This window comes from Heliomicrobium undosum, from assembly GCF_009877425.1.
Lineage (GTDB): Bacteria > Bacillota > Desulfitobacteriia > Heliobacteriales > Heliobacteriaceae > Heliomicrobium > Heliomicrobium undosum.
The window spans coordinates 42,418-65,315 of the sequence record NZ_WXEY01000007.1; the positions used below are offsets into that span (position 1 = coordinate 42,418).

Consider the following 22,898-nt stretch of genomic DNA (forward strand, 5'->3'; position numbering starts at 1 on the left):
CCGAATTCAGTGCCCGGCGTTTCTTTTCAGGAAGCGCTCCCATGACATGGAACGCGAAATAGGAGGGGTTTAGGCCGATGAGTCTTCAAGATCAACACCGTTCCAAACGAATCACAGCAAGCGAAGCGGCCCGGATGGTCAAGTCGGGCGACTGGATCGAGTATGGCTTTTGTCTGGCTGCGCCGCGCGCCTTTGACGCCGCTCTGGCCGAGCGCAGCGACGATCTTACGGATGTACATATCCGGGCGGGTGTCTCCGTGTATCCATCCCTGGCCTTTGAATCGGATCCGACGGGCGAGCGTTTCACCTGGAACTCCTGGCATTTCACCGGCCTGGATCGGCGCTATGCATCTCAGGGACCCGCTTTTTACAACCCCATGCGTTTCTGCGAACTGCCCCGTTACGTCCTGGAGAACCAGCCCACCGATGTCTTTATCACCCAGGCGGCCCCCATGGACCGACACGGCTTTTTCAATTTCGGCGTCAGCAACAGCCACCATTATGGACTCATCGCCCGCGCCAAAAAAATCATCATCGAGGTCAACGAGCGTTTCCCCCGCGTCCACGGCGGTCACGGTCACGGCATCCACATCGACCAGGTGGACCATATCATCGAAGGCGACAACCTGCCTCTGGCCGAACTGCCGCCGGCGCCGGTCAGCGACGTGGACAAGGCGATCGCGACCCAGGTCTTGGCGAAGATGCATGACGGCGATTGTGTCCAGTTGGGCATCGGCGGCATGCCTAACGCCCTCGGCAGGATGATCGCCGAATCAGACCTGAAGGACCTGGGCGGCCACACAGAGATGATCGCCGACAGCTTCGTCGACATGTTCCAGGCCGGGCGCATGAACGGCTTACGCAAGGCCATCGACCGGGGGCGCATCGCCTTCACATTCGCGCTCGGCACGAAGCGGCTCTATGAATTCCTCGACGAAAACCCCTTCGCGGCCAGTTACCCTGTGGATTACACCAACGCCACCGAGGTGGCCGGCTCCATCGACAACCTGGTGACCATCAACAACGCCGTCGAGGTCGACCTCTTCGGCCAGGTCTGCGCCGAATCGTCGGGCACCCGCCAGATCAGCGGCACCGGAGGCCAACTCGATTTTGTCATCGCCGCCTATCAATCGAAGGGCGGACGCAGCTTTATCTGCCTTTCCTCAACCTACCGCGACAAGGCCGGCAACATCAAGTCGCGCATCCTGCCAACGATCACCCCCGGCGGGATCATCACCGACACGCGGGCGACGACAATGTATGTCGTTACCGAGTACGGCATGTTCAACTGCAAGGGCCAGTCGGCTTGGCAGCGGGCGGAAGGGTTGATCGGCATCGCCCATCCTCATTTCCGGGAGGAACTGATCGGAAAAGCCGAGGCCATGGGCATCTGGCGACGGAGCAACAAGCGGTAATCCCACACAAAGACGCCCAAGCATCCCTTTGGGGGTGCTTTTTTCTATATTTTAAACAACGGTGCGTAGAAGGGATGCATCATGATCATGTCGAATAACTCCCAATGGCTCAATCGGACAGACACCTTTTGCAGGTCAAATGGGATAATTTTCATAGGTAAAAAACTGGATTATTGAGGTGCGAAACATGGATATCGCCGTCATTCTAGGGGTAGTGCTGGGCGTTGTCGCCGTTGTCGGCGGGATGATTGCCAAAGGGGCCAACGTCGCCGTTCTGGTCAACCCGGCTGCCATCATCATCATCTTCGTGGGCACCTTCGCCTCCCTGCTCAACTCCTTCCCGATGAAGGAGGTCAAGAAACTGCCGACGCTCTTCGGGATCATCTTCAAGGAGCAGAAGTTGACGGAGCCGAAGGTGATCATTCAGCAGATGACCGACATGGCGCAGCAGGCCCGTCGCGAAGGCTTGCTCTCGCTGGAGGCCTCCATCGACAAATTGGAAGAACCCTTCCTGCGCAACGGCATCCGCTTGATCGTCGATGGTCAGGGCGAAGACTTCGTTCGTGAACTCCTGGAGGCGGAGATCGCTGCCATGGAGGAACGTCATCGCGTGGGCGCCCAGATCTTCACCTCTGCCGGTTCCTATGCCCCGACGCTGGGCGTTCTGGGGGCCGTTATCGGTCTCATCGGCGCCTTGGGCAACCTGAACGACGTCAACAAACTGGGCACCATGATCGCCGCCGCCTTCGTGGCCACCCTCTTCGGTATCTTCACCGGTTACGTCCTCTGGCACCCCTTCGCCACCAAACTGAAGCGGAAGTCTTCGGAAGAGGTCAAGTTGAAGACAATGATGCTCGAAGGCATCCTGTCGATCCAGGTCGGCAGCAGCCCGATTCAGATTCGCGAGAAGATGATGATCCACCTGACTCAAGCGGAACGAGCGGCCCTTGAGAAAGAAGGAAATGTCTGATGTCCAAGAAGAAGCAACACCATGAGGAGCATGTCGACGAGACATGGCTGATCCCCTACGCCGACATGCTGACGTTGCTCCTGGCCCTGTTTATCGTCATGTTCGCCGTCAGCCAGGTGGACACCAAGAAGTTTGAGGCCCTGAAAAAGGCGATGGAGACCGTCTTCAAAGGCGGTTCAGGCATCATGGCCAACCCGACGCCGCTGAACACTGAGGGGGCCAGCGACGCGCCGCCGGACATGTCGGTGATGGAATCGTTAAAGGAGACCCGCGACTTCCAGGAGATCAAAAACCGCATCGACCAGTATATTGAAGAAAAAGGGCTTGAAAAACAGGTGGAGACCAACCTTGTCCGCGAAGGGTTGCAGATCAGCTTCCGCGACGCGGCGCTCTTCGACTCCGGGAAGGCCGAGTTGAAGCGGGAGGCCTTGCCGGCCCTCGACCTGATCGCTGATACACTGCACAACCTCTCTAACGAGGTGCGCATCGCCGGCCACACCGACAACCTGCCCATCAGCACGGCTGAGTTCCCCTCCAACTGGGATCTGAGCGCCAAGCGGGCTCTGAATGTGATGAAGCATATCCTCAACGACAAGAGGAACAACCCGGTCAAGTTCACCGCTGTCGGCTACGGCGAATATCATCCCAAGGCGACCAACAATACGCTGGAAGGACGCGCCCAGAACCGCCGCGTCGAGGTGATGATCATCCGTCAGTACCCCATGCCGGAACAAAAGGCGACCCCGGCGGTTGTCAAGCCAGTGCCGCAACCGCTGGCGCCGCAGGGAACCGCGAGCGCGCCGCAAGGGAACGCCGCGACCCCGGCGAACGCCGATGCAATGCCGCCCGCCCCGGTGCTTGAAGGCCTGCCCGGTGAACCGAAGCGTCTTCCTGCCGACAATATCCCCGACAGCCCGCTCCGCTTCGTTCCCTAGAACGACCTTGTTCTCAAACCCCGCCCTGCCGATGCGATCCAGCTTGTTTCCCCACCAAATGCAGCCCGTTCCTTATAACAAATAAGCATAACGAAAAAGCGGTCCCCCGAGGGGGCCGCTTTTTTTGATCATCTGAGGTCTTTTTCCCATGGACAAGGAGTGATGCTAAAGGCTCAACCCTCCATGGTCAAGTCGAGGCAGAGGAAGAGGTTGTCCGGGAGGGGGTATATGTAGGTGCGCATCTTTTCGCCTGTGTGGGCATCTGTGTAGACAGCCGACAGTTTTCCGGCCTCCTGATAGGTGGCCTTGACGATGTTGTTGAGAAAATAGGGGCGCCAAGCCCAGTTGCGGCCGATGAACCCGGGATCCTGTTCCCAATGCCCGTTCTGGCGGGTGAAGTTCGATGACCACTGGTAGCCCCGTTCGTCACAGAGGAAAACGCGAATCACCATCCGGGGGAGGAGCCCCAGGATGGGATGGATGAAAGCGTCAGCGGCGGCGGGAGTTACCGTTTCTCCCTCAGACAGGCGGTGGAGGCATGCGAGGAGGCTGTCCCTGAGTTCCTCGGCGTCGCGCAGGTCGGCGTGCTGCTGCCAGAGGGCGTGATCGACGAATTGTTGGATCTGGCGGTCCAGACCGGAACGGAAGGCGTTGGGGTTTTGCATGGCCGACTGGGGCGGAGAGAAGAAGTATCCTTGCAGGTACCGGGCGCCGAGCGAAAGGGCGATCTGCACCTCTTCCTTCGTTTCGATGCCTTCGAAGAGCAAAAAGGCGCCGATCTTTTCGGCCATCACGGCAAAGGAGAGGAGGATCTCCTGAAAAAAGGACTCGCGACCGCACTTTTTCACCAGTTCCAGGTCCAACTTGAGGATGTTCGGCTTGATGTAGGCGATGCGGTCAAAGTTGACGAACCCGCTGCCCACATCATCGATGGCGATCTGGCAGCCCGCTTCCCGGTAGGTGCGGGTGACGCGAGCCAGTTCCTCAATATCGTCGAAGAAGGAATCCTCCGTGATTTCGACGGTGATCCGGGAGGGGTCGATGTTATGTTCGCGGAGAAAGCGCAAGGTGGGCAGTTGATCCGGCCTCTCCCGGAAATTGTAGATCCAGTTTGGTTTCAGGTTGAGAAAAAGGCGCGTATCCGCAGGGGCGTTGACGAGGCTGGCGATCGCTTTCTGGCGGATGATGCGATCGATAAAGATATGCTCCTCCATGGAAACGGAAGGGTCATGAAAAAAGGGGCCAAGGCTGCGCACACCCTGCGGGCCTGTATAGCGACCGAGCACCTCGTAGGCATAGATGGTTTGCGTATCCATCGAGAGGATCGGTTGAAAGTGCGGCATGACGGTGTCTGGGTCGGGAATAAACCGGGGTCGATTCATCTCTGGGGCCTCCTCGGCATGATGCCGCTCTTTTCCGTCAGTTGCGCTGCGGGAAAGCTGCTGTTCATTGATCCGCGTCGATGGACTGGATGATCCGTTTCCCATGGAAACGTCCTTTTTCGATGTTGGCTTGGGTGACCCGCCAGCCTTCACTGATGGCGCCGGCGACATAGAGGCCGGGAACGGTGGTCTCCATCGTCAACGGGTTATGGATGGGAAAGCCGGATTCATCGAGGGCTGCGCCTGCTTGGACGAGCAGGTCGGCATTGGGCCGGTATCCAGTCATCAAAAAGACAAAATCGGCCTCCACCTCAAAAGGGGTCTCATTGTCCGTTGCAGACAGGGTAATCGCCTCCGGGCCGATGGACAGAACCCGGGTGTGAAACAACGCGGCGATCTCCTTTTTTAGGATGCGCGCTGTCAGTTCTGCGCCGATCCAGGGTTTGACGGTGGCGTCCATCTCTCCCCGGAAGTGGACGACGGTCGTCTGGGCGCCGAAACGGGAGAGTTCCAAGGCCGCTTCGGCGGCCGAATTGCCCCCTCCGACGACGATCACCCGTCGCCCCATATAAGGGAAGGGCTCTTTGTAGTAATGACTCACATGAGGCAATTCTTCACCGGGCACGCCGATGAGGTTAGGCCGGTCATAACAACCGGTGGACACGACGACCCGCTTGGCAAAGACGATCTGCTCTTCGCCGTTCAGCCTATCCCGTGTGTGCAGCATGAATCCGGACGAAGCGGGAAGAATCTCTGTCACCTCACGGTAGGTTCGGACCGGGATCCCAAAATGCTGCACAGCGCGCCAGTAGTAACGCACCGTTTCAAGCCGGGTTGGGCGGCAGTCACCGGAGATAAAGGGAAGTCCCCCGATCTCCAGCATGTCGGTCGTGCTGAACAGCACCATATAGACCGGATATCCGGCCACAGAATGGACCACATTGCCTTTTTCCAGGACAACGCAGTCAAGGCCATGATTCTTCGCTTCGATGGCGCACGCCAGTCCGCAGGGGCCGCCGCCCACAACCGCGATGTCATACATCTTTGCCCCACCTCCAAGTCGCTCTACTCCTCATTATAGCGGCTAGAGGAGTAAAAAAATAGCATCCCCTTTTATTGAAGTCTAACCGAAGGCAAATAAAGGGATAATTGATGGGGAATGGAGAGGGAATTGAAGGAAAAACAAGAGACCGCCCTTTCAGGCAGCCTCTTGACAGGCGATCCCTGTGAATGCCTTATTCCTGAACCTCAAACTGGTCTTTGCCGACGCCGCAGATGGGGCAGACCCAGTCATCGGGCAGGGATTCGAAGGGGGTTCCCGGGGGGATGTTAGAATCGGGATCACCCACTTCGGGATCGTAGATATAGCCACAAGGAACACAGAGATACTTCTTCACCGCCTACACTCCTTTCTTTTTATTGTACTTCAATCGAGAGCCCTGTATCCGCCTGAAAAAAGTCAAAATGAAAGGGAGAAGGCCTTCAGCCTTCTCCCTAATAAGCAACTACCCCTACAGTACAAACCGTTCCCATGAACATTGGCAACCCAAACCGTAGCAAGATCGGGGACAACCAACCAGGAACCACTGAGGATAGGATACGAACGAACAGACGCTTGTGTAGATGTCGACGATACCGGAATCCTTGATACGGAAAGCTGTGCCTCCGCAAACCGAGAATTGGAACATGCGCGGGAACTGTGACACTGAACCAGGAGCCGTGGCACTCATCCGGGAACCGTGACAGTTGACTGGGGACCGGAGGCACTGTAACCGGAAACCGGAGGCCTCAACCAGGAACCGAGACGTTGACCAAAACCGGAGGCCTCTACCAGGAACCAAGGAGTTGAATGGGATCCGAAGGCCTCTTTCCAAGAATCGGTGCGCTGACTGGACGCGGAGACCTCTACCATTAACTGTGACACTGGACCGGGAAAAGAGGTCTCTACCAGAACCGGGGCAATTGACCGGGAACCAGAGGCCTCAACCGAGAAAGGTGACACAGGGACTTGAACCTAACACTGAGTTGGGATCCGGTACCTAGGACCGAGAGACGGGCTCCCATACACTCGCTTGAATGGGTAGAATCAACCGGGAGCCTGAAATGAAAGAAACCCCACCGTTTGGACTGGTCGACACCTGCACTGACCGGAAAACCTTGGTTTCCAACCATCGTGAGTAGGTGAACCTGAACCTTTACTGTAGGGCTGTTGCTTGACTTTATATTACCACATTATTGTGAAGAACACAACAAGGAAGCGAGACTTTTTTTACAGATTTTTAAGCGCCTCCGTCCTTGACACCGGAGGGGATGCTTGACTATACTAATTGTCAATAACAGAACCTTGACCAAAGACGATGATGGGGTACTATACACCGTTTGTCCCTTAGTCCCAGAGAGCCGGGGAAGCTGGAAACCGGCACTAATACGGCGGTGTTGTCTCTCCCGGGAGTTGCCAGTCGAACCCTTGCCGCAAGGCGGGCAGTAGATGGAGCCGGATGGAGCGCCATAGGCGCGAGCGTCCGTTATCATGCTGGCGGCAGCCGCTGGCTGTCGGTCAAGAGGTCGCGCACTTTTTTGGGTGCGACAATCAGGGTGGTACCGCGGGAAAATCCTCTCGTCCCTGACAGGCGTAATGCTTGTCTGGGCGGGAGGTTTTTTTATTTTCTTTTTTGACATCATGGCACAGGTTAACGGAAGGGGAGATTGCGAAGGTGAGCCTGATCATCTACTTGGATGGCCGTTTTGTTCCGGAAGAGCAGGCAAAGATATCCGTCTTCGACCACGGCTTCCTGTACGGAGACGGGATTTTTGAAGGCATCCGGGCCTACAACGGCCGGGTCTTCAAACTGGATGAACACATCGACCGCCTCTATGACTCTGCAAAAGCCATCAAACTGGCGATTCCTATGGGAAAAGGGGAAATGGTCGACGTCGTCCTGGAGACTCTGCGCCGCAACCATCTTCGCGACGCCTACATCCGTTTGGTCGTATCCCGGGGGAAGGGAGATCTTGGACTGGACCCGCGCAAATGCCCCGGGGCCACGGTGCTCTGCATCACTGCCGGCATTACCCTTTATCCGCCGGAGTTCTATGAAAAGGGCCTGGAGGTCGTCACGGTGGCCACGCGCCGCAATGTGCCCGAAGCCCTGAACCCGCGCATCAAGTCGCTCAACTACCTGAACAACATCCTGGCTAAGCTGGAAGCGGCCCGAGCCGGCGTCCTGGAGGCGATCATGCTCAACCAGGAAGGCTATGTGGCCGAGTGCACCGGCGATAACATCTTTATCATCAAACAGGGACGCCTGATTACGCCGCCCGTTCATGTAGGCATCTTGGAGGGCATCACCCGCAACACCGTCATGGACCTGGCTCGCGCCAAGGGCTTCACCGTGGCGGAAGAGGTCTTCACCCGCTTCGATGTCTACACTGCCGACGAGGTCTTCCTCACCGGCACGGCCGCAGAGGTCATCCCTGTCGTCAACGTGGACGGACGCCTCATCGGCGACGGCGTTCCCGGACCGGTTACGAGCGACCTGATCGCAGCTTTCCGGGAATATGCCCGCAATCAGGGCACGCCGATTTAGCAATAATCGACAAAATCAACCGTATATTACGGAGAAGAAACACTGGAAATGGGGGGAACCTGTTGGAAACGAATCTGCGCAGTAAGGCGGTCAAATGTGGCGTCGAAAAAGCGCCCCACCGTTCGCTCTTGCGGTCCATCGGTCTCACGGCGGAAGAGATGAACCGCCCGCTGATCGGCATCGTCAACGCCAAGAACGATGTGGTCCCCGGCCACATCCACCTGGACACCATCGCCGACGCCGTTAAAGCAGGCGTCCGCCTGGCCGGCGGCACGCCGCTGGCATTTCCGGCCATCGCCGTCTGTGACGGCATCGCCATGAACCACACGGGCATGAAGTACTCCCTGGCCTCACGGGAACTGATCGCCGACTCCATCGAAGTGATGACCATGGCCCACGGCTTCGACGCCCTTGTCTTCATCCCCAACTGTGACAAAGTCGTCCCCGGCATGCTGATGGCGGCGGCCCGCCTGAACATCCCCTCCATCTTCGTCAGCGGCGGCCCCATGCTGGCGGGGCGCTTCCAGGGCAAAAAGGTCAACTTGAACACCGTCTTCGAAGGCGTCGGCCAGTACAATACCGGCAAGATGACGATGGAAGAGTTGGAGGAACTCGAGGAAAACGCCTGCCCCACCTGCGGTTCCTGTTCGGGCATGTTCACGGCCAACTCGATGAACTGTCTCACGGAAGTCCTCGGCATGGGCCTGCCCGGCAACGGCACCATCCCGGCCGTCTACTCGGCCCGCACCCTGCTGGCGAAGCAGACAGGGATGCGGATCATGGAACTGCTGGCCAACAACGTGCGGCCCCTCGACATGATGACCGAGCGGACCTTCCGCAACGCCGTCACCGTCGACATGGCTCTGGGCTGCTCCACCAACACGCTGCTGCACCTGCCCGCCATCGCCTATGAAGCGGGCGTGGAATTGAACCTGGATATGGTCAATGAGATCAGCGCCAAAACGCCCCACCTCTGCAAGCTCGCCCCAGCCGGGGAGCATCATATTGAAGACCTCGACGAAGCAGGCGGCATCCCCGCCGTCATGAAGTCCCTCCTTGATGCGGGGCTCATCGACGGCGACCTGCCCACGGTGACCGGCAAGACCGTCGCCGAAAACGTAGCCCGCAGCGCCAACCTGCGGCCTGACGTCATCCGCCCCATTGACAACCCCTACTCCAAGACCGGTGGCCTCGCCGTCCTGCGGGGCAACCTGGCCCCCGACGGCGCTGTCGTCAAAAAGGGCGCCGTGGCGCCGGAGATGCTCGTCCACAAGGGTCCCGCCCGGGTCTTCGACTCGGAGGAACAGGCCTATGAGGCCATCACCGCCGGCAAGATCCAAAAGGGCGACGTCGTCGTCATCCGCTACGAAGGACCGCGCGGCGGCCCGGGCATGCGGGAGATGCTCTCACCTACGTCGACCATCTGCGGCATGGGCCTTGACAAGGATGTGGCCCTGATCACCGACGGTCGCTTCTCCGGAGCGACACGGGGCGCCGCCATCGGTCACGTCTCGCCGGAAGCGGCAGACGGCGGTCCCATCGCCTTCATCCGCGAAGGCGACATCATCGCTATCGACATTCCCGCCGGCAAGCTGGCGGTGGAAGTCGATGAGGCGGAACTGGCCGAGCGCCGCAAGGAATGGCAGCCGCCGGCGCCGAAAGTCACTTCGGGATACATGAAACGCTACGCCCAGAACGTGCTGTCGGCCTCGACCGGGGCCCGGATGCGCTAAGGGCGGGATAAAAGGAGGCAAATACGATGCGCCATACCCTGTCCGTTTTGGTGGAGAACAAACCGGGGATCCTGACGCGCGTGGCCGGCCTTTTTGCCCGTCGGGGATACAACATCGAAAGCCTCGTCGTCGGGGAGACGGAAACCCCTACCGTTTCCCGCATGACCATCGTCGTCGACGGTGACGACCGGATCATCGAACAGGTCACCAAACAGTTGCACAAGTTGATCGACGTGATCAAGATCCAGGATATCACCGATGAGGAATCGGTCCATCGGGAACTGATCCTCGTCAAGGTTAACACGGCCGACGTGGCCGCCCGCAGCGAGGTCATGCAGATCTGCGAGATCTTCCGGGCCACCATCGTCGACCTGAGCCGCAGTTCCGTGATCATCCAGGTCGTGGGCGATCAGAAGAAAATTCAGGCCATCCTGACGAGCCTGCGTCCCTTCGGCATCCGTGAATTCGCCCGCACCGGGCGGATCTCCATGCTGCGGGGGATGAAGTAACAAACAGCAACCCCAATGACAAATTTGCAAATATTGAATGGAGGAACCTCTCAATGAAAATGTACTATGATGCCGACGCCGATCTGTCCCTTCTGGAAGGCAAAACCGTTGCCGTCATCGGCTACGGCAGCCAGGGCCACGCCCAAGCGCAAAACCTGAAGGATTCCGGCGTTAACGTCATCATCGGCCTGCGCCCCGACTCCAACCGCGTCAAAGAAGCCCAAGAATACGGCTTTGAAGTCTATCCCGTCGCCGAAGCGGCCGCCAAGGCGGACATCATCCAGATCCTCATCCCCGACGAAAGACAGGGCAAGGTCTACCGCGACGAGATCGCCCCCTACCTGACCGAAGGCAAAGCCCTCTGCTTCTCCCACGGCTTCAACATCCACTTCGGCCAGATCCAGCCGCCCAAGAACGTGGACGTCTTCATGGTCGCCCCCAAGAGCCCCGGCCACATGGTGCGCCGCATGTACACCATGGGCGCCGGCGTGCCCACCCTGATCGCCATCTACCAGGACGCCACCGGCCGCGCCAAAGACTTCGCCCTCGCCTACGCTAAGGGCACCGGCGGCACCCGTGCCGGCGTCATCGAAACCACCTTCCAGGAAGAGACCGAAACGGACCTCTTCGGCGAACAGGCGGTCCTCTGCGGCGGCGCCTCGGCCCTCGTCAAGGCTGGCTTTGAAACCCTCGTCGAAGCCGGTTACGCCCCCGAGATGGCCTACTTCGAGTGCCTCCACGAACTGAAGCTGATCGTCGACCTGATGTATGAGGGTGGCATCTCTTGGATGCGCTACTCCATCTCCGATACGGCCCAGTGGGGCGACATGAACATCGGGCCCCGCATCGTCACCGAAGAGACGAAGAAGGAAATGAAAAAGGTCCTCACGGAGATCCAAAATGGCACCTTCGCCAAGGAATGGCTCCTCGAAAACGAAGTCAACCGTCCCAAGTTCAACGCCCTGGCCAAAGCCGATGAAAACCACGAGATCGAAGTCGTCGGCAAAAAGCTGCGGGCCATGATGCCCTGGCTGAAAACTGCGAAGTAATCGGAAAGAAGACGCCGGCCTGCGCGATCCGATGAGGAGGCCCCGTTACGGGGCTTTCCTTGTCGATGCGGCCGATACAGGAAGAGGGGAGTGGAACGCCTTGAACGGAGCCCAGGCGCTGCTGAAATGCTTGGAAGAAAACGGCGTCGAGGTCATCTACGGCTATCCCGGCGGGTCGGTGCTGCCGATTTATGACGCCCTGCTCGAATCCCCCATCCGGCATATCCTTGTGCGCTGCGAACAAGGGGCTGCCCATGCGGCCAACGGTTTCGCCCGCGCCGCCGGCAAACCGGGGGTATGTCTGGCCACGTCCGGACCGGGGGCAACAAACCTGGTCACGGGGATCGCCAACGCTTACATGGATTCGATCCCCATGGTGATCATCACTGGGCAGGTTCCCACCTCCATGGTCGGCACCGACGCCTTTCAAGAAGTCGATATCACCGGCATCACCATGCCGATCACGAAACACAACTACCTCGTCAAAGACGTGGCGGAAATCCCCCGTGTCGTCTGTGAGGCCTTCCACATCGCCTCCACCGGCCGGCCCGGACCTGTGCTGATCGACATCCCCAAGGATGTCCTTTCCGCTGAGTGCTCCCTCTGCGGTGAGAAACCGGCCATCGACATCCGCGGTTACCGGCCCAATGTCAAAGGCCATCCGTCACAGATCAAAAACGCGGCCAAGTTGATCCAGGAAGCGAAACGGCCTGTGATCATGGTTGGCGGCGGCATCATCCTCGCCAACGCCTCTCAGGAACTGACCGAGTTGGCCCTGTCGGCCCAGATCCCGGTCATGACGACACTGATGGGCATCGGCGCTTTTCCGGAGACTCACCCCCTCTCCCTGGGGATGGTGGGCATGCACGGCACCCCCTATGCCAACCGGGCCGTCAGCAAGGCTGATCTGCTCATTGGCATCGGCGTCCGCTTCGGCGACCGGGCCACCGGCAACGTGGCTAAGTTTGCCCGTGACGCTAAAATCATCCATATCGACATCGACCCTGCGGAGATCGGCAAGAACGCCGACATCGACGTGCCCATCGTCGGCGACGCCCGCCTGGTGCTCCAGCAACTCAACCAGTTGAAACCGGCGCCTAACCATGCCGAGTGGCTGGAACAAGTGGCCCAGTTAAAAGCCCAGAGTCCGCTCAAGTATCCGAAGCAGACCCTGACCGCGCAGTACGTCATTGAAAAAGCCGGCGATATGACGCGCGACCATGCCTGGGTCGCCACCGATGTGGGCCAGCACCAGATCTGGACGGCTTTGCACTATAAGTTCGTCAAGCCGGGGAGATTCATCACTTCGGCCGGCCTCGGCACCATGGGCTACGGTCTGCCGGCCGCCAACGGCCTTCAGACGGCAAGACCTGATGATATGGTGATCCTCTTTACCGGCGACGGCTCCATCCAGATGCAGATGCAAGAGTTGGGCACGGCCCGGCAGGAGAACTTGCCCCTCAAGATCGTCCTCTTCAACAACAACGCCCTGGGGATGGTTCGCCAACTCCAGCACTTCTACTGCGGCAAGCGCTACTCCGGCGTGAAGTTGACCTTCAACCCCTCCTTCGAGTCCATTGCCGCGGCCTACGGCATTCGCTATTTCCCCGTCACCCGGTTGGAAGAAGTCGAGGAGACGCTCCGGGAGGCCTTCGCCCATCCCGGTATGGTACTCGTCGAGGTCATCACCGACGAGAATGACATGGTCTATCCCACCGTTCTGGGCGGCAAAGGGCTCGATGAGATCATTGTCTGCGAGTAAGAAATGACGCGCTGCCTAAATCACAGCCGATTGGAGTCGCTCCAAGTGTTCCTGTAACGAGTGAGTCATGAAAAAGGGGGCTTTCGGATGTCCAAGCGAGTCGTCATTTTCGACACCACTCTCCGAGACGGCGAGCAATCGCCCGGGGTGAGCCTTAACCTCCATGAAAAGCTGGAGATTGCCCAGCAGTTGGCCCGCCTAGGCGTGGACGTCATCGAAGCCGGATTCCCCATCGCCTCACCGGGCGACTTCGAGGCCGTCAAAGCCGTGGCGGAACAGGTGCGAGGGCCTGTCATCTGCGGTCTCGCTCGGGCCAACCGCAAGGACATCGAGCGGGCCGCCGAAGCGCTGCGAGGCGCCGAAGAAGCCCGCATCCACACCTTCATCGCCACGTCGCCCATTCACATGAAACACAAGTTGCGCATGGAACCGGACAAGGTCCTGGAGACAGCCGTCGAAGCTGTCAAACTGGCTAAGTCCTTCACCTCGAACGTGGAGTTCTCCGCCGAGGACGCCTTCCGCAGCGATGTGGAATTCCTCTGCCGCATCTTCTCGGCCGCCATTGAGGCCGGCGCGACGACGATCAACATCCCTGACACGGTCGGCTACGCCACGCCCCAGGAGTTTGGCGCCTTCATCAAAGCGATCATCAACGGCACGCCGAACATGGATAAGGCCGTCGTCTCCGTCCACTGTCACAACGACCTCGGCCTGGCCGTCGCCAACACCCTGGCGGCGCTGGAAAACGGCGCCCTCCAGGTCGAAGGCACCATCAACGGCATCGGCGAGCGGGCCGGCAACGCCTCCCTCGAAGAGGTGATCATGGCTCTCTACACCCGCAAACCCGTCTACGGCCTGGAAACGTCGGTCAACAAGAGCGAGATTTACCGGACCTCGCGCCTCGTTTCCAACCTGACGGGGATGCTCGTCCAGCCGAACAAGGCCGTTGTCGGCAAAAACGCCTTCGCCCACGAGTCGGGCATCCACCAGGACGGCGTCCTGAAAGAGCGGACCACCTACGAGATTATGAACCCCGAGATGATCGGCATCTTCACGAACAACATCGTCCTGGGCAAACACTCGGGCCGGCACGCCTTCCGGGAGCGCCTCAAGGAACTGGGCTACAGCCTCGACGATGAGAAGCTGACCAAGGCCTTTGCCCGGTTCAAGGCCCTGGCCGATCGCAAGCGGGAGATTACCGATGAAGACCTGGTCGTCCTGGTAGAAGACGAACTGCGCACCTTCCCCGAGGCCTACAGTCTCGAATACCTGCATATCACCAGCGGCACCGTGCTGGTCCCGACGGCCACGATCCGGCTCCGTCGCGAAGAGGAGAACTTTGAGGAGGCTTCCTGCGGCGACGGTCCTGTTGACGCAGCCTACAAAGCCATCGAGAAGATCACCGATACCGGCGCCCGCCTGGCCTCCTACGCCATCAGCGCCACCACCGCCGGCGAGGACTCCCAGGGCGAGGTGAGCGTCAAGTTGGAGCGGGAAGGCCGCTTCTACACGGGCCGCGGCGTCGATACGGACATCATCGTGGCGTCAGCGAAGGCCTATCTGAATGCGGTCAACAAGATCGTCTTTGATGGGATGCTGGCGGTCAAACCAGAACGGGCTGTCTAGGTTTTTACCCAGACTGATTTTAATCGTCTGGGGAGTGGCATCCACTCCCCAGGCCTTGTAAAACTCATTCGTTCCAAACGTAATCTTGAATACAAAGCAACAACAGTTTTCTGAGAGAATGTTGCGCCGGAGCAGCCTCATGTCTTATGAGAACATACGTCGTTAATAAGGAGGGATCGAGACGGCCATGGGTATGACCATCACCGAAAAGATATTGGCGGCGCATGCCGGGAAGGCGTCGGTGGAGCCGGGGGAATTGATCCAAGCCAAGCTGGATCTGGTTCTGGCCAACGATGTCACGGCGCCCGTTTCTATCAAAGAGTTGGAGAAAGCCAGCCTGGATGCGGTTTTTGACAAAGAACGGGTCGTTTTGGTCCAGGACCACTTCGTGCCGGCCAAGGATATAAAATCGGCGGAGCAGTCGAAAATTGTGCGGGACTTCGCCCGCAAACATGACATCACCCATCACTATGATGTGGGCGATATGGGAATCGAGCACTGCCTGCTTCCGGAAAAAGGGCTCGTCGTGCCCGGTGACGCCGTCATCGGCGCCGACTCGCACACCTGCACCTACGGCGCCTTGGGCGCTTTTGCCACCGGCGTCGGCTCGACCGACCTGGCTGCCGGCATTGCTCTGGGCGAAGCCTGGTTCAAGGTCCCTGAGGCGATCAAGTTCGAGTATGAAGGCAAGATGCCTGAGGACGTAACCGGCAAGGACCTGATCCTGCACACCATCGGCGACATCGGCGTCGATGGCGCGCTCTACCAGTCGATGGAGTTCACCGGTTCCGCCATCGACGACCTGTCCATGGATGGCCGCATGACCATGTGCAACATGGCCATCGAAGCCGGCGGCAAAAACGGCATCATCGCCCCTGACAAGAAGACGATTGCCTATGTGGAAGAGCGGGCCACCCGCCCCTACAAGGTCTACGCGTCCGATCCCGACGCCAAGTATGCCCGCGTCATCAAGTACGACGTGGAAAAACTGGAGCCTGTCGTCGCCTTCCCGCACCTGCCTGAAAACACCCGGCCGGTCAGCGAGGCTGGCCACGTCGAAATCGACCAGGTCGTCATCGGCTCCTGCACAAACGGGCGCATTGAGGACCTGCGCATGGCCGCCAAGATCCTGCAAGGCAAAAAGGTGCACAAGAACGTCCGCTGCGTCGTCTTCCCCGGCACCCAGGCCATCTACAAGCAAGCCATCAAGGAAGGCCTCGTCGATATCTTTGTTGACGCCGGTGTTGCCGTGTCGACGCCCACCTGCGGCCCCTGCCTGGGCGGCCACATGGGCATTCTGGCCAAAGGGGAGCGGGCATTGGCGACGACGAACCGCAATTTCGTCGGCCGCATGGGCCACCCCGAGAGCGAAGTCTACCTGTGCGGCCCCAACGTGGCCGCCGCTTCGGCGATCGCCGGGCGCATCGTCCATCCCCGGGAGGTGGAATAATGGAATTCACAGGCCGCGTATGGAAATTCGGCAAGGACATCGATACCGACGCCATCATCCCAGCTCGCTACCTGAACACCACGTCGCCGGAAGAACTGGCCAAACACTGCATGGAAGACGCCGATCCGGCCTTCCCCCAGAAGGTGCGCAAGGGCGACATGATCGTCGCCGACAAGAACTTCGGCTGTGGTTCCTCGCGGGAACACGCCCCCATCGCCATCAAAGCTGCCGGCGTCCCCTGCGTCATCGCCAAGTCCTTCGCCCGCATCTTCTTCCGCAACTCCATCAACATCGGCCTTCCCATCTTCGAATGCCCCGAGGCCGTTGACGGCATCCGCGAAGGCGACGTCGTCCAGGTCAACGCCGGTACCGGCGTCATCTTCAACATGACCACCGGACAGACCTACACCGCCAAAGCCCTCCCCGCCTCGATGCAATCGATCATCCACGCCGGCGGCCTCATGCAGTACGTCAAGACCCGGGTGGCGGAAGGGAAATAAAAGGAAAAAGGCTTTCCGGTCTTTTCAAATGTAACGAATAACGGACATATTACCGGGCGACGGGCGCGGGCTTGTGAGCGATTTGAGCGGAGCGGCGAAAAGCGAACGAAGACTGCGGAGCGTCAGGGGCGCCATGGTTCACATGCAGAATAGCCCAGAGGTTTGGCGCCCCAGCGGAGCAGGCAAGTGAGCCGCCGCGAAGCTCTTAGCGAACAAGCCCGCGTCCGTCGCCCCCACGAAAGGACGAGCACTGTTGACATACCGCATCGCAGTCCTTCCCGGCGACGGCATCGGCGCCGAAATCGTGCCCCAGGCGATCCGCGTCCTTGAGGCCATCGGCGCCAAGTATGGTCTCTCCTTCACCTTTACCGAGGGCCTCATCGGTGGCATCGCTATCGACAAGACAGGCCAGCCCCTGCCGGCAGAAACACTGGAGCTGTGCAGAAACAGCGACGCCATCCTCCTCGGCGCCATCGGCGGCCCCAAATGGGACGACCTGCCGACCCACCTTCGTCCGGAAGTAGGCGCCCTGCTTCCGCTGCGCAAGGAGTTGGGCTTATACGCCAACATCCGCCCCTGCCACACCTATGACGCCCTCGCGGACGCGTCGACCCTCAAAAAAGAGGTCCTCGCCGGCACGGACATGGTCATCATCCGCGAACTGACAGGCGGTCTTTACTTCGGCTCAAAAGGTCGCGAAGACATCGACGGCGTCCAGAAGGCATGGGACACCATGCTCTATTCGACGCCGGAAATTGAGCGCATCGTCCGGCTGGCCTTTGAGACGGCCGGTCATCGCCGGAAAAAACTCTGCTCCGTCGACAAGGCGAACGTCCTGGAATCATCTCGCCTCTGGCGGGAGACGGTGAACCGCCTTGCTCCCGAATACCCCGATATCGCCGTCACCCACATGTACGTGGACAATGCGGCCATGCAGTTCATCCGCAACCCCGGCCAGTTTGACGTGGTAGTCACTGAAAACACCTTCGGCGACATCCTCTCCGACCAGGCGTCGATGCTCTCCGCCTCCCTGGGCATGCTGGCGTCGGCCTCCCTTGGCGGCCATGTCGGCCTTTACGAACCGGCTCACGGCTCTGCCCCCGACATCGCCGGCCAGAAAAAAGCCAACCCCATTGCCACCATCCTGTCGGCGGCGATGATGCTGGAATACTCCTTCAACCGTGTCGCTGAAGCCCGGGCCATCGAGGCAGCCATAGAGGCGGTGCTGGCGAAAGGTTTCCGCACCGGCGACATCATGGAAGCAGGAAAAACGCTGGTCAACACCGAAGAGATGACCGACCGTGTGTTAGAAGAGCTGGCTTGACCGGCTCTTCTCTCATATCAGGATGTATCGTTTGTCATCACAAGCGCAAACATCCGAAGGTCACCGGTACGCTTCCCTGTCCCCAGGAATCGCATCGCTGCAGCAGATGAATTACTCGGAGAGAGACAAGCATCGATCAGATGAATCGATGGCAAAATCATGAGACTCATCTCCTGCCGCCCCGGTCCAAAGGACGTGCGTGCCATCCACAAGCTTGACCGTTCTAGAAACCGCGCCACGCTACGGTCAAGTGTAACAGTTCGAGAAAGAGGTGCCCCCGATGGACCGTGTATTTATTTATGACACGACGCTTCGAGACGGAACCCAGGGGGAAGGCATCTCCCTCAGTGTGGAAGACAAAGTAAAAATCGCAGCACGTTTGGACCAACTTGGAGTAGCCTACATTGAGGGCGGATGGCCCGGATCCAACCCCAAAGACATGGAATTTTTCCAGCGGGCGCAACAGATGACCTGGAAGCATGCCAAGATTGCCGCCTTCGGCTCAACCTGCCGCCCTGGCATCGAGGCCTGTGACGACACCAACCTGCGGGCGCTCATTGAATCGGGCGCGCCGGTCGTCACGATCTTCGGCAAATCCTGGGATTTTCATGTCACAGCGGCCCTACGGACAACCTTGGAAGAAAACCTGCGCCTGGTCCACGATTCGATCACCTTTTTGAAAAATCAGGGTCGGGAAGTGATTTTCGACGCTGAGCACTTCTATGACGGCTATAAAGGCAATCCCGAGTATGCCAAAGAGGTCGTGATGACGGCGGAAAAGGCGGGCGCCGACTGGATCGTCCTCTGCGACACCAACGGCGGCACGCTTCCCCACGACATCCTGTCCATCACCCAGGAGATGGTCTTCACCCTGCGGGCGCCCGTGGGCGTCCACGTCCACAACGACGGCGATCTGGCGGTGGCCAACTCCATCATGGGTGTCATGGCCGGCGCCCGCCAGGTGCAGGGCACCATGAACGGCTACGGGGAACGCTGCGGCAACGTCAATCTATGTTCTCTCATCCCCAACCTCCAGTTGAAGATGAAGATGGAGTGCCTGCCGGAGGGCAAGTTGCAGACCTTGACCGATACGGCTCACTTTGTCGGCGAGATCGCCAACATGCCCCTGCGCAACGAGATGCCGTTTGTCGGCCACTCGGCCTTTGCGCATAAGGGCGGCATCCACGTGTCGGCCTTGATGAAGGATCCCGGCACCTACGAACACATCCAGCCGGAAACGGTGGGCAATCACCGGCGCGTCCTCGTGTCCGAACTGTCCGGCATGAGCAACGTCGTCTACAAGGCCAAGGAACTGGGCCTTGATGTGAACCGGCAGAACGCCGATACGAAGCAGATCATCGAACAGATCAAGAACCTCGAACATCAAGGGTTTCAATTTGAAGGGGCGGAAGCGTCTTTCGAGGTGCTCCTGCGTCGCGCCTTTGGCGAAGACCCGGTTCCCTTCGTCCTTGACTCGATCCGCCTGATCATCGAGAAGCGCTCTGACGCCGACTTCACCTCGGAAGCCATGATCAAGTTGCGCGTCGGCGACCAAGTCGTTCATACGGCCGCTGAAGGCAACGGTCCCGTCAACGCCGTCGACAACGCGCTGCGCAAGGCCCTTGTCAGTCACTACCCCTTCCTGGCAGAGTGCCATCTCACCGACTACAAGGTGCGTGTCCTCGACGGGAAAGACGCCACCGAAGCAAAAGTTCGCGTCCTCATCGAGACGCGGGACTCCCACGACGCATGGGGCACTGTCGGCGTCTCGACCAACATCATCGAGGCCTCTTGGCAGGCGCTGATGGACTCCTTCCTGTATGGCTACATGCGAGAACGCGCACGGGTGCAAATGGAATCATCGCAGCCCGCGTAATGGGTTGACTGCCCGTCACATCTCTTTTTCAGTGGTATAGTGATACAGAGAAATTGAAAGAGCCTGCCCAGTGGGCAGGCTCTGCGCTTTCCTGTGGAACTTTTCTTCGACATATTTCGTCATAATGATGTAGGGTTTTACGTTTTCCATCGACTGCTAAAGGCTAGCCTTATTTCATCAGCTTTTCCGAATAGCAGCTTTGAAAAAACATTTTTGAATAGACATCCTGAATGGGCATTCTTTGAAAAAGCATCATCAAATAGGCATCCTAGAATGAATCTCGATTAGACCTTTTCGATCGGATTCGGCTGGCTTTTCGGTCGAGGACGGACCATGCGGTCGATTACGTAGCGGCGAATGACAGCGAGGTTTTGGAAAATCCGGACGCCGAAGGCGAATACAGCCGCCAAAAAGAGGTCGACGCCGAGGCGGTCGCCGATGTAGGCCAGCAGGGCCGCCAAGACGGCGTTCGTAAAAAATCCGGTCAACAGGACGAGGGCGTCGAATTTGTCCTCCAGGAAACTGCGGAGGGAGCCAAAGACCGAGTCCAGCGCCGCCAGAACGGCCACGGACATATATTTGGCATACTCCATGGGGATGGTAATGGATAAAACGGATCCGATGAAGATGCCAAGGGCCAACCCAACCAGCGGTAGCCACATCTTTTTCTGTCACCACCTCGACCGGAAAAAATCTTTGTCACTTCGCCTCCATTATAGTCGCAAACCGGATTTTGCCACAAGGGATTTTCCCCGGAGAGAGAGAATTTCTATGTCAGGGAGGTGATGACGATGCTACCACCGAACTTGGAAAATTTCAATTTTATGGCCGTACTGGACATCGTTGCGGTCGCTTTCATCATCTACCGGCTGACCATGTTCATCAAGGGCACCCGGGCGGTCCAACTGCTCAAAGGGTTCGGTGTGTTGATCATCGCCTCATACCTCAGTGAGGCCCTGAGCTTGAACACCCTCAGTTGGTTGCTGAAACAGGCCTGGACCGCTTTGATCGTCGCATTGCCGATCGTGTTCCAACCGGAACTGCGCCGGACGCTGGAGCAGTTGGGACGCGGCAAGCTGTTTCCGGCCCAGATCGCCGTGATGGCTGATGAGGACCGCAGTTTCCTGATCGGCGAGATCGTGCGGGCTGTCGGCGTCCTGATGAAAAACAAGATCGGCGCCTTGATCATCATTGAGCGCAAGACCGGCGTCAACGACGTCATCGAAACAGGCACATGGATCGACGGCAAGGTGTCCGGCGAGTTTCTCGTGAACATATTTATTCCCAAGACGCCGCTTCATGACGGCGCTGTCGTCGTTCGCGGCGATCGCGTCGCCGCCGCCGCCTGTTATTTGCCGCTCACCGACGATCCAGGACTGTCCCGAGAACTGGGCACCCGTCACCGGGCGGGGATCGGCATCACGGAACAGTCGGACGCCGTGGCGGTTATCGTCTCTGAGGAGACGGGAAACCTATCGATGGCTGTCGATGGCAAGCTGACTCGCTTTCTCGATGAAACCTCTCTCCGATCTCGGCTGGAGGAACTGCTGCAACCGAAAACGGCGAACTCCCGTTCGTTCTGGCAATGGAGGAGCAATCCATGATGGACATTGCCGGAACAGCGCGCCGCAACTGGCTCTATAAACTGGCGGCTCTCGCCATCGCCATCCTCCTCTGGGTCTACGTGAACGCCGAACAGCAGGGCGTCCAGACCTTTCCCGTCCAACTGGAGCGGGAAGGCCTCGAAGCCGGCTATGTCCTCGACCCGGAGCCGCCCACTGTGGTGGAACTGCGGGTCAAGGGGCCGAAGGCGATCATGGCCAATCTGTCGTCCCGCGATTTTCGCGCCCGCATCAGCCTGGCCGGGGTCAAGCCGGGACCGCTGACCATTGGCGTCACCGTCGACGCGCCGCCGAATGTGCAGATCATCAGCAAATCGCCAGCCGAATTGAGCCTGAACGTGGACGTGCTGGAGACACGGACGCTGCCGCTGACCTGGGAGTTTAAGGGCAACATGCCGGCTGGCTACCGGGTCGGTGACCCCACGCTCCGCCCAGCGGAGGTTGTTGTTAGCGGTCCCCGCGACCGGTTGCGGCTGATTCAGCGCGTCGGCGTCCAGATCCCCGTCGGCGCCAAGGAGAGCTTCACCCGCTCCTTGCCGGTCCGCATCATCGAGCCGGCTGTCGGTGATGACACGCGCATGCAGATTTCACCAAAGTCGATCGAGGTGACCGTGCCGGTCATCCAGGAGATGACGAGCAAAACAGTGACTGTCCAGCCGCTCGTCACCGGCGCGCCTGCAGCCGGGTATAAGGTGTTGTCCACACGGGTGGAGCCGGCAAGCCTGTCCGTTACATTGCCGGCGGAGGGTTTTGCTGACCTGCGCGCCCTGGCCACCTCGCCGGTCGACATCAACGGCGCTCGGGGAGACGTGGTGAAAGACGTGAACCTAGCCTTGCCGGCCGGTGTGCGTCCAAACAACCCTGCCCTCAGCGTCGTCCGGGTCATCGTCTCCATCGGCCCTGTAGCGGAACCGTCGCCAACACCGTCACCCACACCGTCACCACCCACCGGGCCGCCCCCGGAAGAGACGAAACCAACCACCGGCGGCACGACGCCATCCGAGCCCGGCAAGGAACCAAGCAAAGAACCGGGCGGGGGCGCCGGAACAGGTGGAACGGCAACCGGCGGTGGAACGGGCGGTGGAACGACTGGGGGAACCGGCACGGGGGCACAAGCCCGCTAGAATCGCCTTTTTCGCAAGACCATTTTGAATACAT

19 protein-coding genes are annotated in these 22,898 nt (G+C 59.2%); 15 read left to right on the forward strand and 4 right to left on the reverse strand.

Annotated features, from left to right (window positions below; translation table 11 throughout):
• Positions 1–77 precede the first annotated feature (77 nt).
• The 3 genes from GTO91_RS08455 to GTO91_RS08465 all read left to right on the forward strand — a co-directional run bounded on the left by GTO91_RS08455 (position 78) and on the right by GTO91_RS08465 (position 3,320).
• A complete protein-coding gene (locus GTO91_RS08455; protein WP_161257763.1) occupies positions 78–1,415 on the forward strand; it encodes an acetyl-CoA hydrolase/transferase C-terminal domain-containing protein in 1,338 nt (445 codons plus the stop codon).
• Positions 1,416–1,602: 187 nt separating this feature from the next.
• The gene (gene motA / locus GTO91_RS08460) at positions 1,603–2,385 is read left to right on the forward strand and encodes a flagellar motor stator protein MotA (RefSeq protein ID WP_161257766.1); all 783 of its coding nucleotides are present in this window, start codon (positions 1,603–1,605) and stop codon (positions 2,383–2,385) included.
• A complete protein-coding gene (locus GTO91_RS08465) occupies positions 2,385–3,320 on the forward strand; it encodes a flagellar motor protein MotB (protein WP_161257769.1) in 936 nt (311 codons plus the stop codon). Before motA ends, GTO91_RS08465 begins: the two co-directional genes overlap by 1 nt.
• A 173-nt stretch (positions 3,321–3,493) precedes the next feature.
• Here the strand turns inward: GTO91_RS08465 and GTO91_RS08470 are convergent, their stop codons facing one another.
• The 3 genes from GTO91_RS08470 to rd form a co-directional block, all read right to left on the reverse strand.
• Positions 3,494–4,702: an EAL domain-containing protein gene (locus GTO91_RS08470; protein ID WP_161257772.1), complete on the reverse strand. Its 1,209-nt coding sequence runs from the start codon at positions 4,700–4,702 to the stop codon at positions 3,494–3,496.
• A gap of 64 nt (positions 4,703–4,766) precedes the next feature.
• A complete protein-coding gene (locus GTO91_RS08475; protein WP_161257775.1) occupies positions 4,767–5,744 on the reverse strand; it encodes a YpdA family putative bacillithiol disulfide reductase in 978 nt (325 codons plus the stop codon).
• A 193-nt stretch (positions 5,745–5,937) separates the two neighbouring features.
• Positions 5,938–6,099, reverse strand: coding sequence for a rubredoxin (rd, locus tag GTO91_RS17825; RefSeq protein ID WP_161257778.1), 162 nt, complete (start codon positions 6,097–6,099; stop codon positions 5,938–5,940).
• Positions 6,100–7,416: 1,317 nt separating this feature from the next.
• On the opposite strand from rd, the gene ilvE reads away from it, so the two are divergent.
• The 10 genes from ilvE (at position 7,417) to cimA (ending at position 20,118) form a co-directional block, all read left to right on the forward strand.
• Positions 7,417–8,289: a branched-chain-amino-acid transaminase gene (ilvE, locus tag GTO91_RS08485; protein WP_161257780.1), complete on the forward strand. Its 873-nt coding sequence runs from the start codon at positions 7,417–7,419 to the stop codon at positions 8,287–8,289.
• A gap of 74 nt (positions 8,290–8,363) precedes the next feature.
• Positions 8,364–10,022 carry a dihydroxy-acid dehydratase gene (ilvD, locus tag GTO91_RS08490; protein ID WP_161258061.1) on the forward strand — a complete coding sequence of 553 codons (1,659 nt, stop codon included), beginning with the start codon at positions 8,364–8,366 and terminating at the stop codon, positions 10,020–10,022.
• Positions 10,023–10,048: 26 nt separating this feature from the next.
• Positions 10,049–10,531, forward strand: a complete 483-nt coding sequence (ilvN, locus tag GTO91_RS08495) for an acetolactate synthase small subunit (protein WP_161257783.1) — start codon at positions 10,049–10,051, stop codon at positions 10,529–10,531.
• Between the two features lie 53 nt (positions 10,532–10,584).
• The gene (ilvC, locus tag GTO91_RS08500; protein ID WP_161257785.1) at positions 10,585–11,580 is read left to right on the forward strand and encodes a ketol-acid reductoisomerase; all 996 of its coding nucleotides are present in this window, start codon (positions 10,585–10,587) and stop codon (positions 11,578–11,580) included.
• Positions 11,581–11,680: 100 nt separating this feature from the next.
• Entirely contained in the window at positions 11,681–13,342 is a 1,662-nt protein-coding gene (gene ilvB / locus GTO91_RS08505; protein WP_161257788.1) for a biosynthetic-type acetolactate synthase large subunit, read from the forward strand.
• Between the two features lie 87 nt (positions 13,343–13,429).
• Positions 13,430–14,968: a 2-isopropylmalate synthase gene (locus GTO91_RS08510; RefSeq protein ID WP_161257791.1), complete on the forward strand. Its 1,539-nt coding sequence runs from the start codon at positions 13,430–13,432 to the stop codon at positions 14,966–14,968.
• Positions 14,969–15,155: 187 nt separating this feature from the next.
• Complete coding sequence (gene leuC / locus GTO91_RS08515) at positions 15,156–16,418, forward strand: 3-isopropylmalate dehydratase large subunit (protein WP_161257794.1); 1,263 nt, start codon at positions 15,156–15,158, stop codon at positions 16,416–16,418.
• Complete coding sequence (locus GTO91_RS08520) at positions 16,418–16,918, forward strand: 3-isopropylmalate dehydratase small subunit (protein WP_170294160.1); 501 nt, start codon at positions 16,418–16,420, stop codon at positions 16,916–16,918. Before leuC ends, GTO91_RS08520 begins: the two co-directional genes overlap by 1 nt.
• Positions 16,919–17,171: 253 nt before the next feature.
• Complete coding sequence (gene leuB / locus GTO91_RS08525; protein WP_161257797.1) at positions 17,172–18,242, forward strand: 3-isopropylmalate dehydrogenase; 1,071 nt, start codon at positions 17,172–17,174, stop codon at positions 18,240–18,242.
• A 280-nt stretch (positions 18,243–18,522) separates the two neighbouring features.
• The gene (gene cimA / locus GTO91_RS08530; RefSeq protein ID WP_161257799.1) at positions 18,523–20,118 is read left to right on the forward strand and encodes a citramalate synthase; all 1,596 of its coding nucleotides are present in this window, start codon (positions 18,523–18,525) and stop codon (positions 20,116–20,118) included.
• Positions 20,119–20,402: 284 nt separating this feature from the next.
• Here cimA and GTO91_RS08535 read toward each other — a convergent pair whose 3' ends face one another.
• On the reverse strand, positions 20,403–20,780 hold the full coding sequence (locus GTO91_RS08535; protein ID WP_161257801.1) for a small basic family protein: 378 nt from the start codon (positions 20,778–20,780) through the stop codon (positions 20,403–20,405).
• 129 nt (positions 20,781–20,909) lie between these two features.
• On the opposite strand from GTO91_RS08535, the gene cdaA reads away from it, so the two are divergent.
• Together cdaA and GTO91_RS08545 are read left to right on the forward strand one after the other, a co-directional pair.
• Positions 20,910–21,722, forward strand: coding sequence for a diadenylate cyclase CdaA (gene cdaA / locus GTO91_RS08540; protein ID WP_161257805.1), 813 nt, complete (start codon positions 20,910–20,912; stop codon positions 21,720–21,722).
• Complete coding sequence (locus GTO91_RS08545) at positions 21,719–22,864, forward strand: CdaR family protein (RefSeq protein ID WP_161257807.1); 1,146 nt, start codon at positions 21,719–21,721, stop codon at positions 22,862–22,864. Before cdaA ends, GTO91_RS08545 begins: the two co-directional genes overlap by 4 nt.
• Positions 22,865–22,898: the final 34 nt, after the last annotated feature.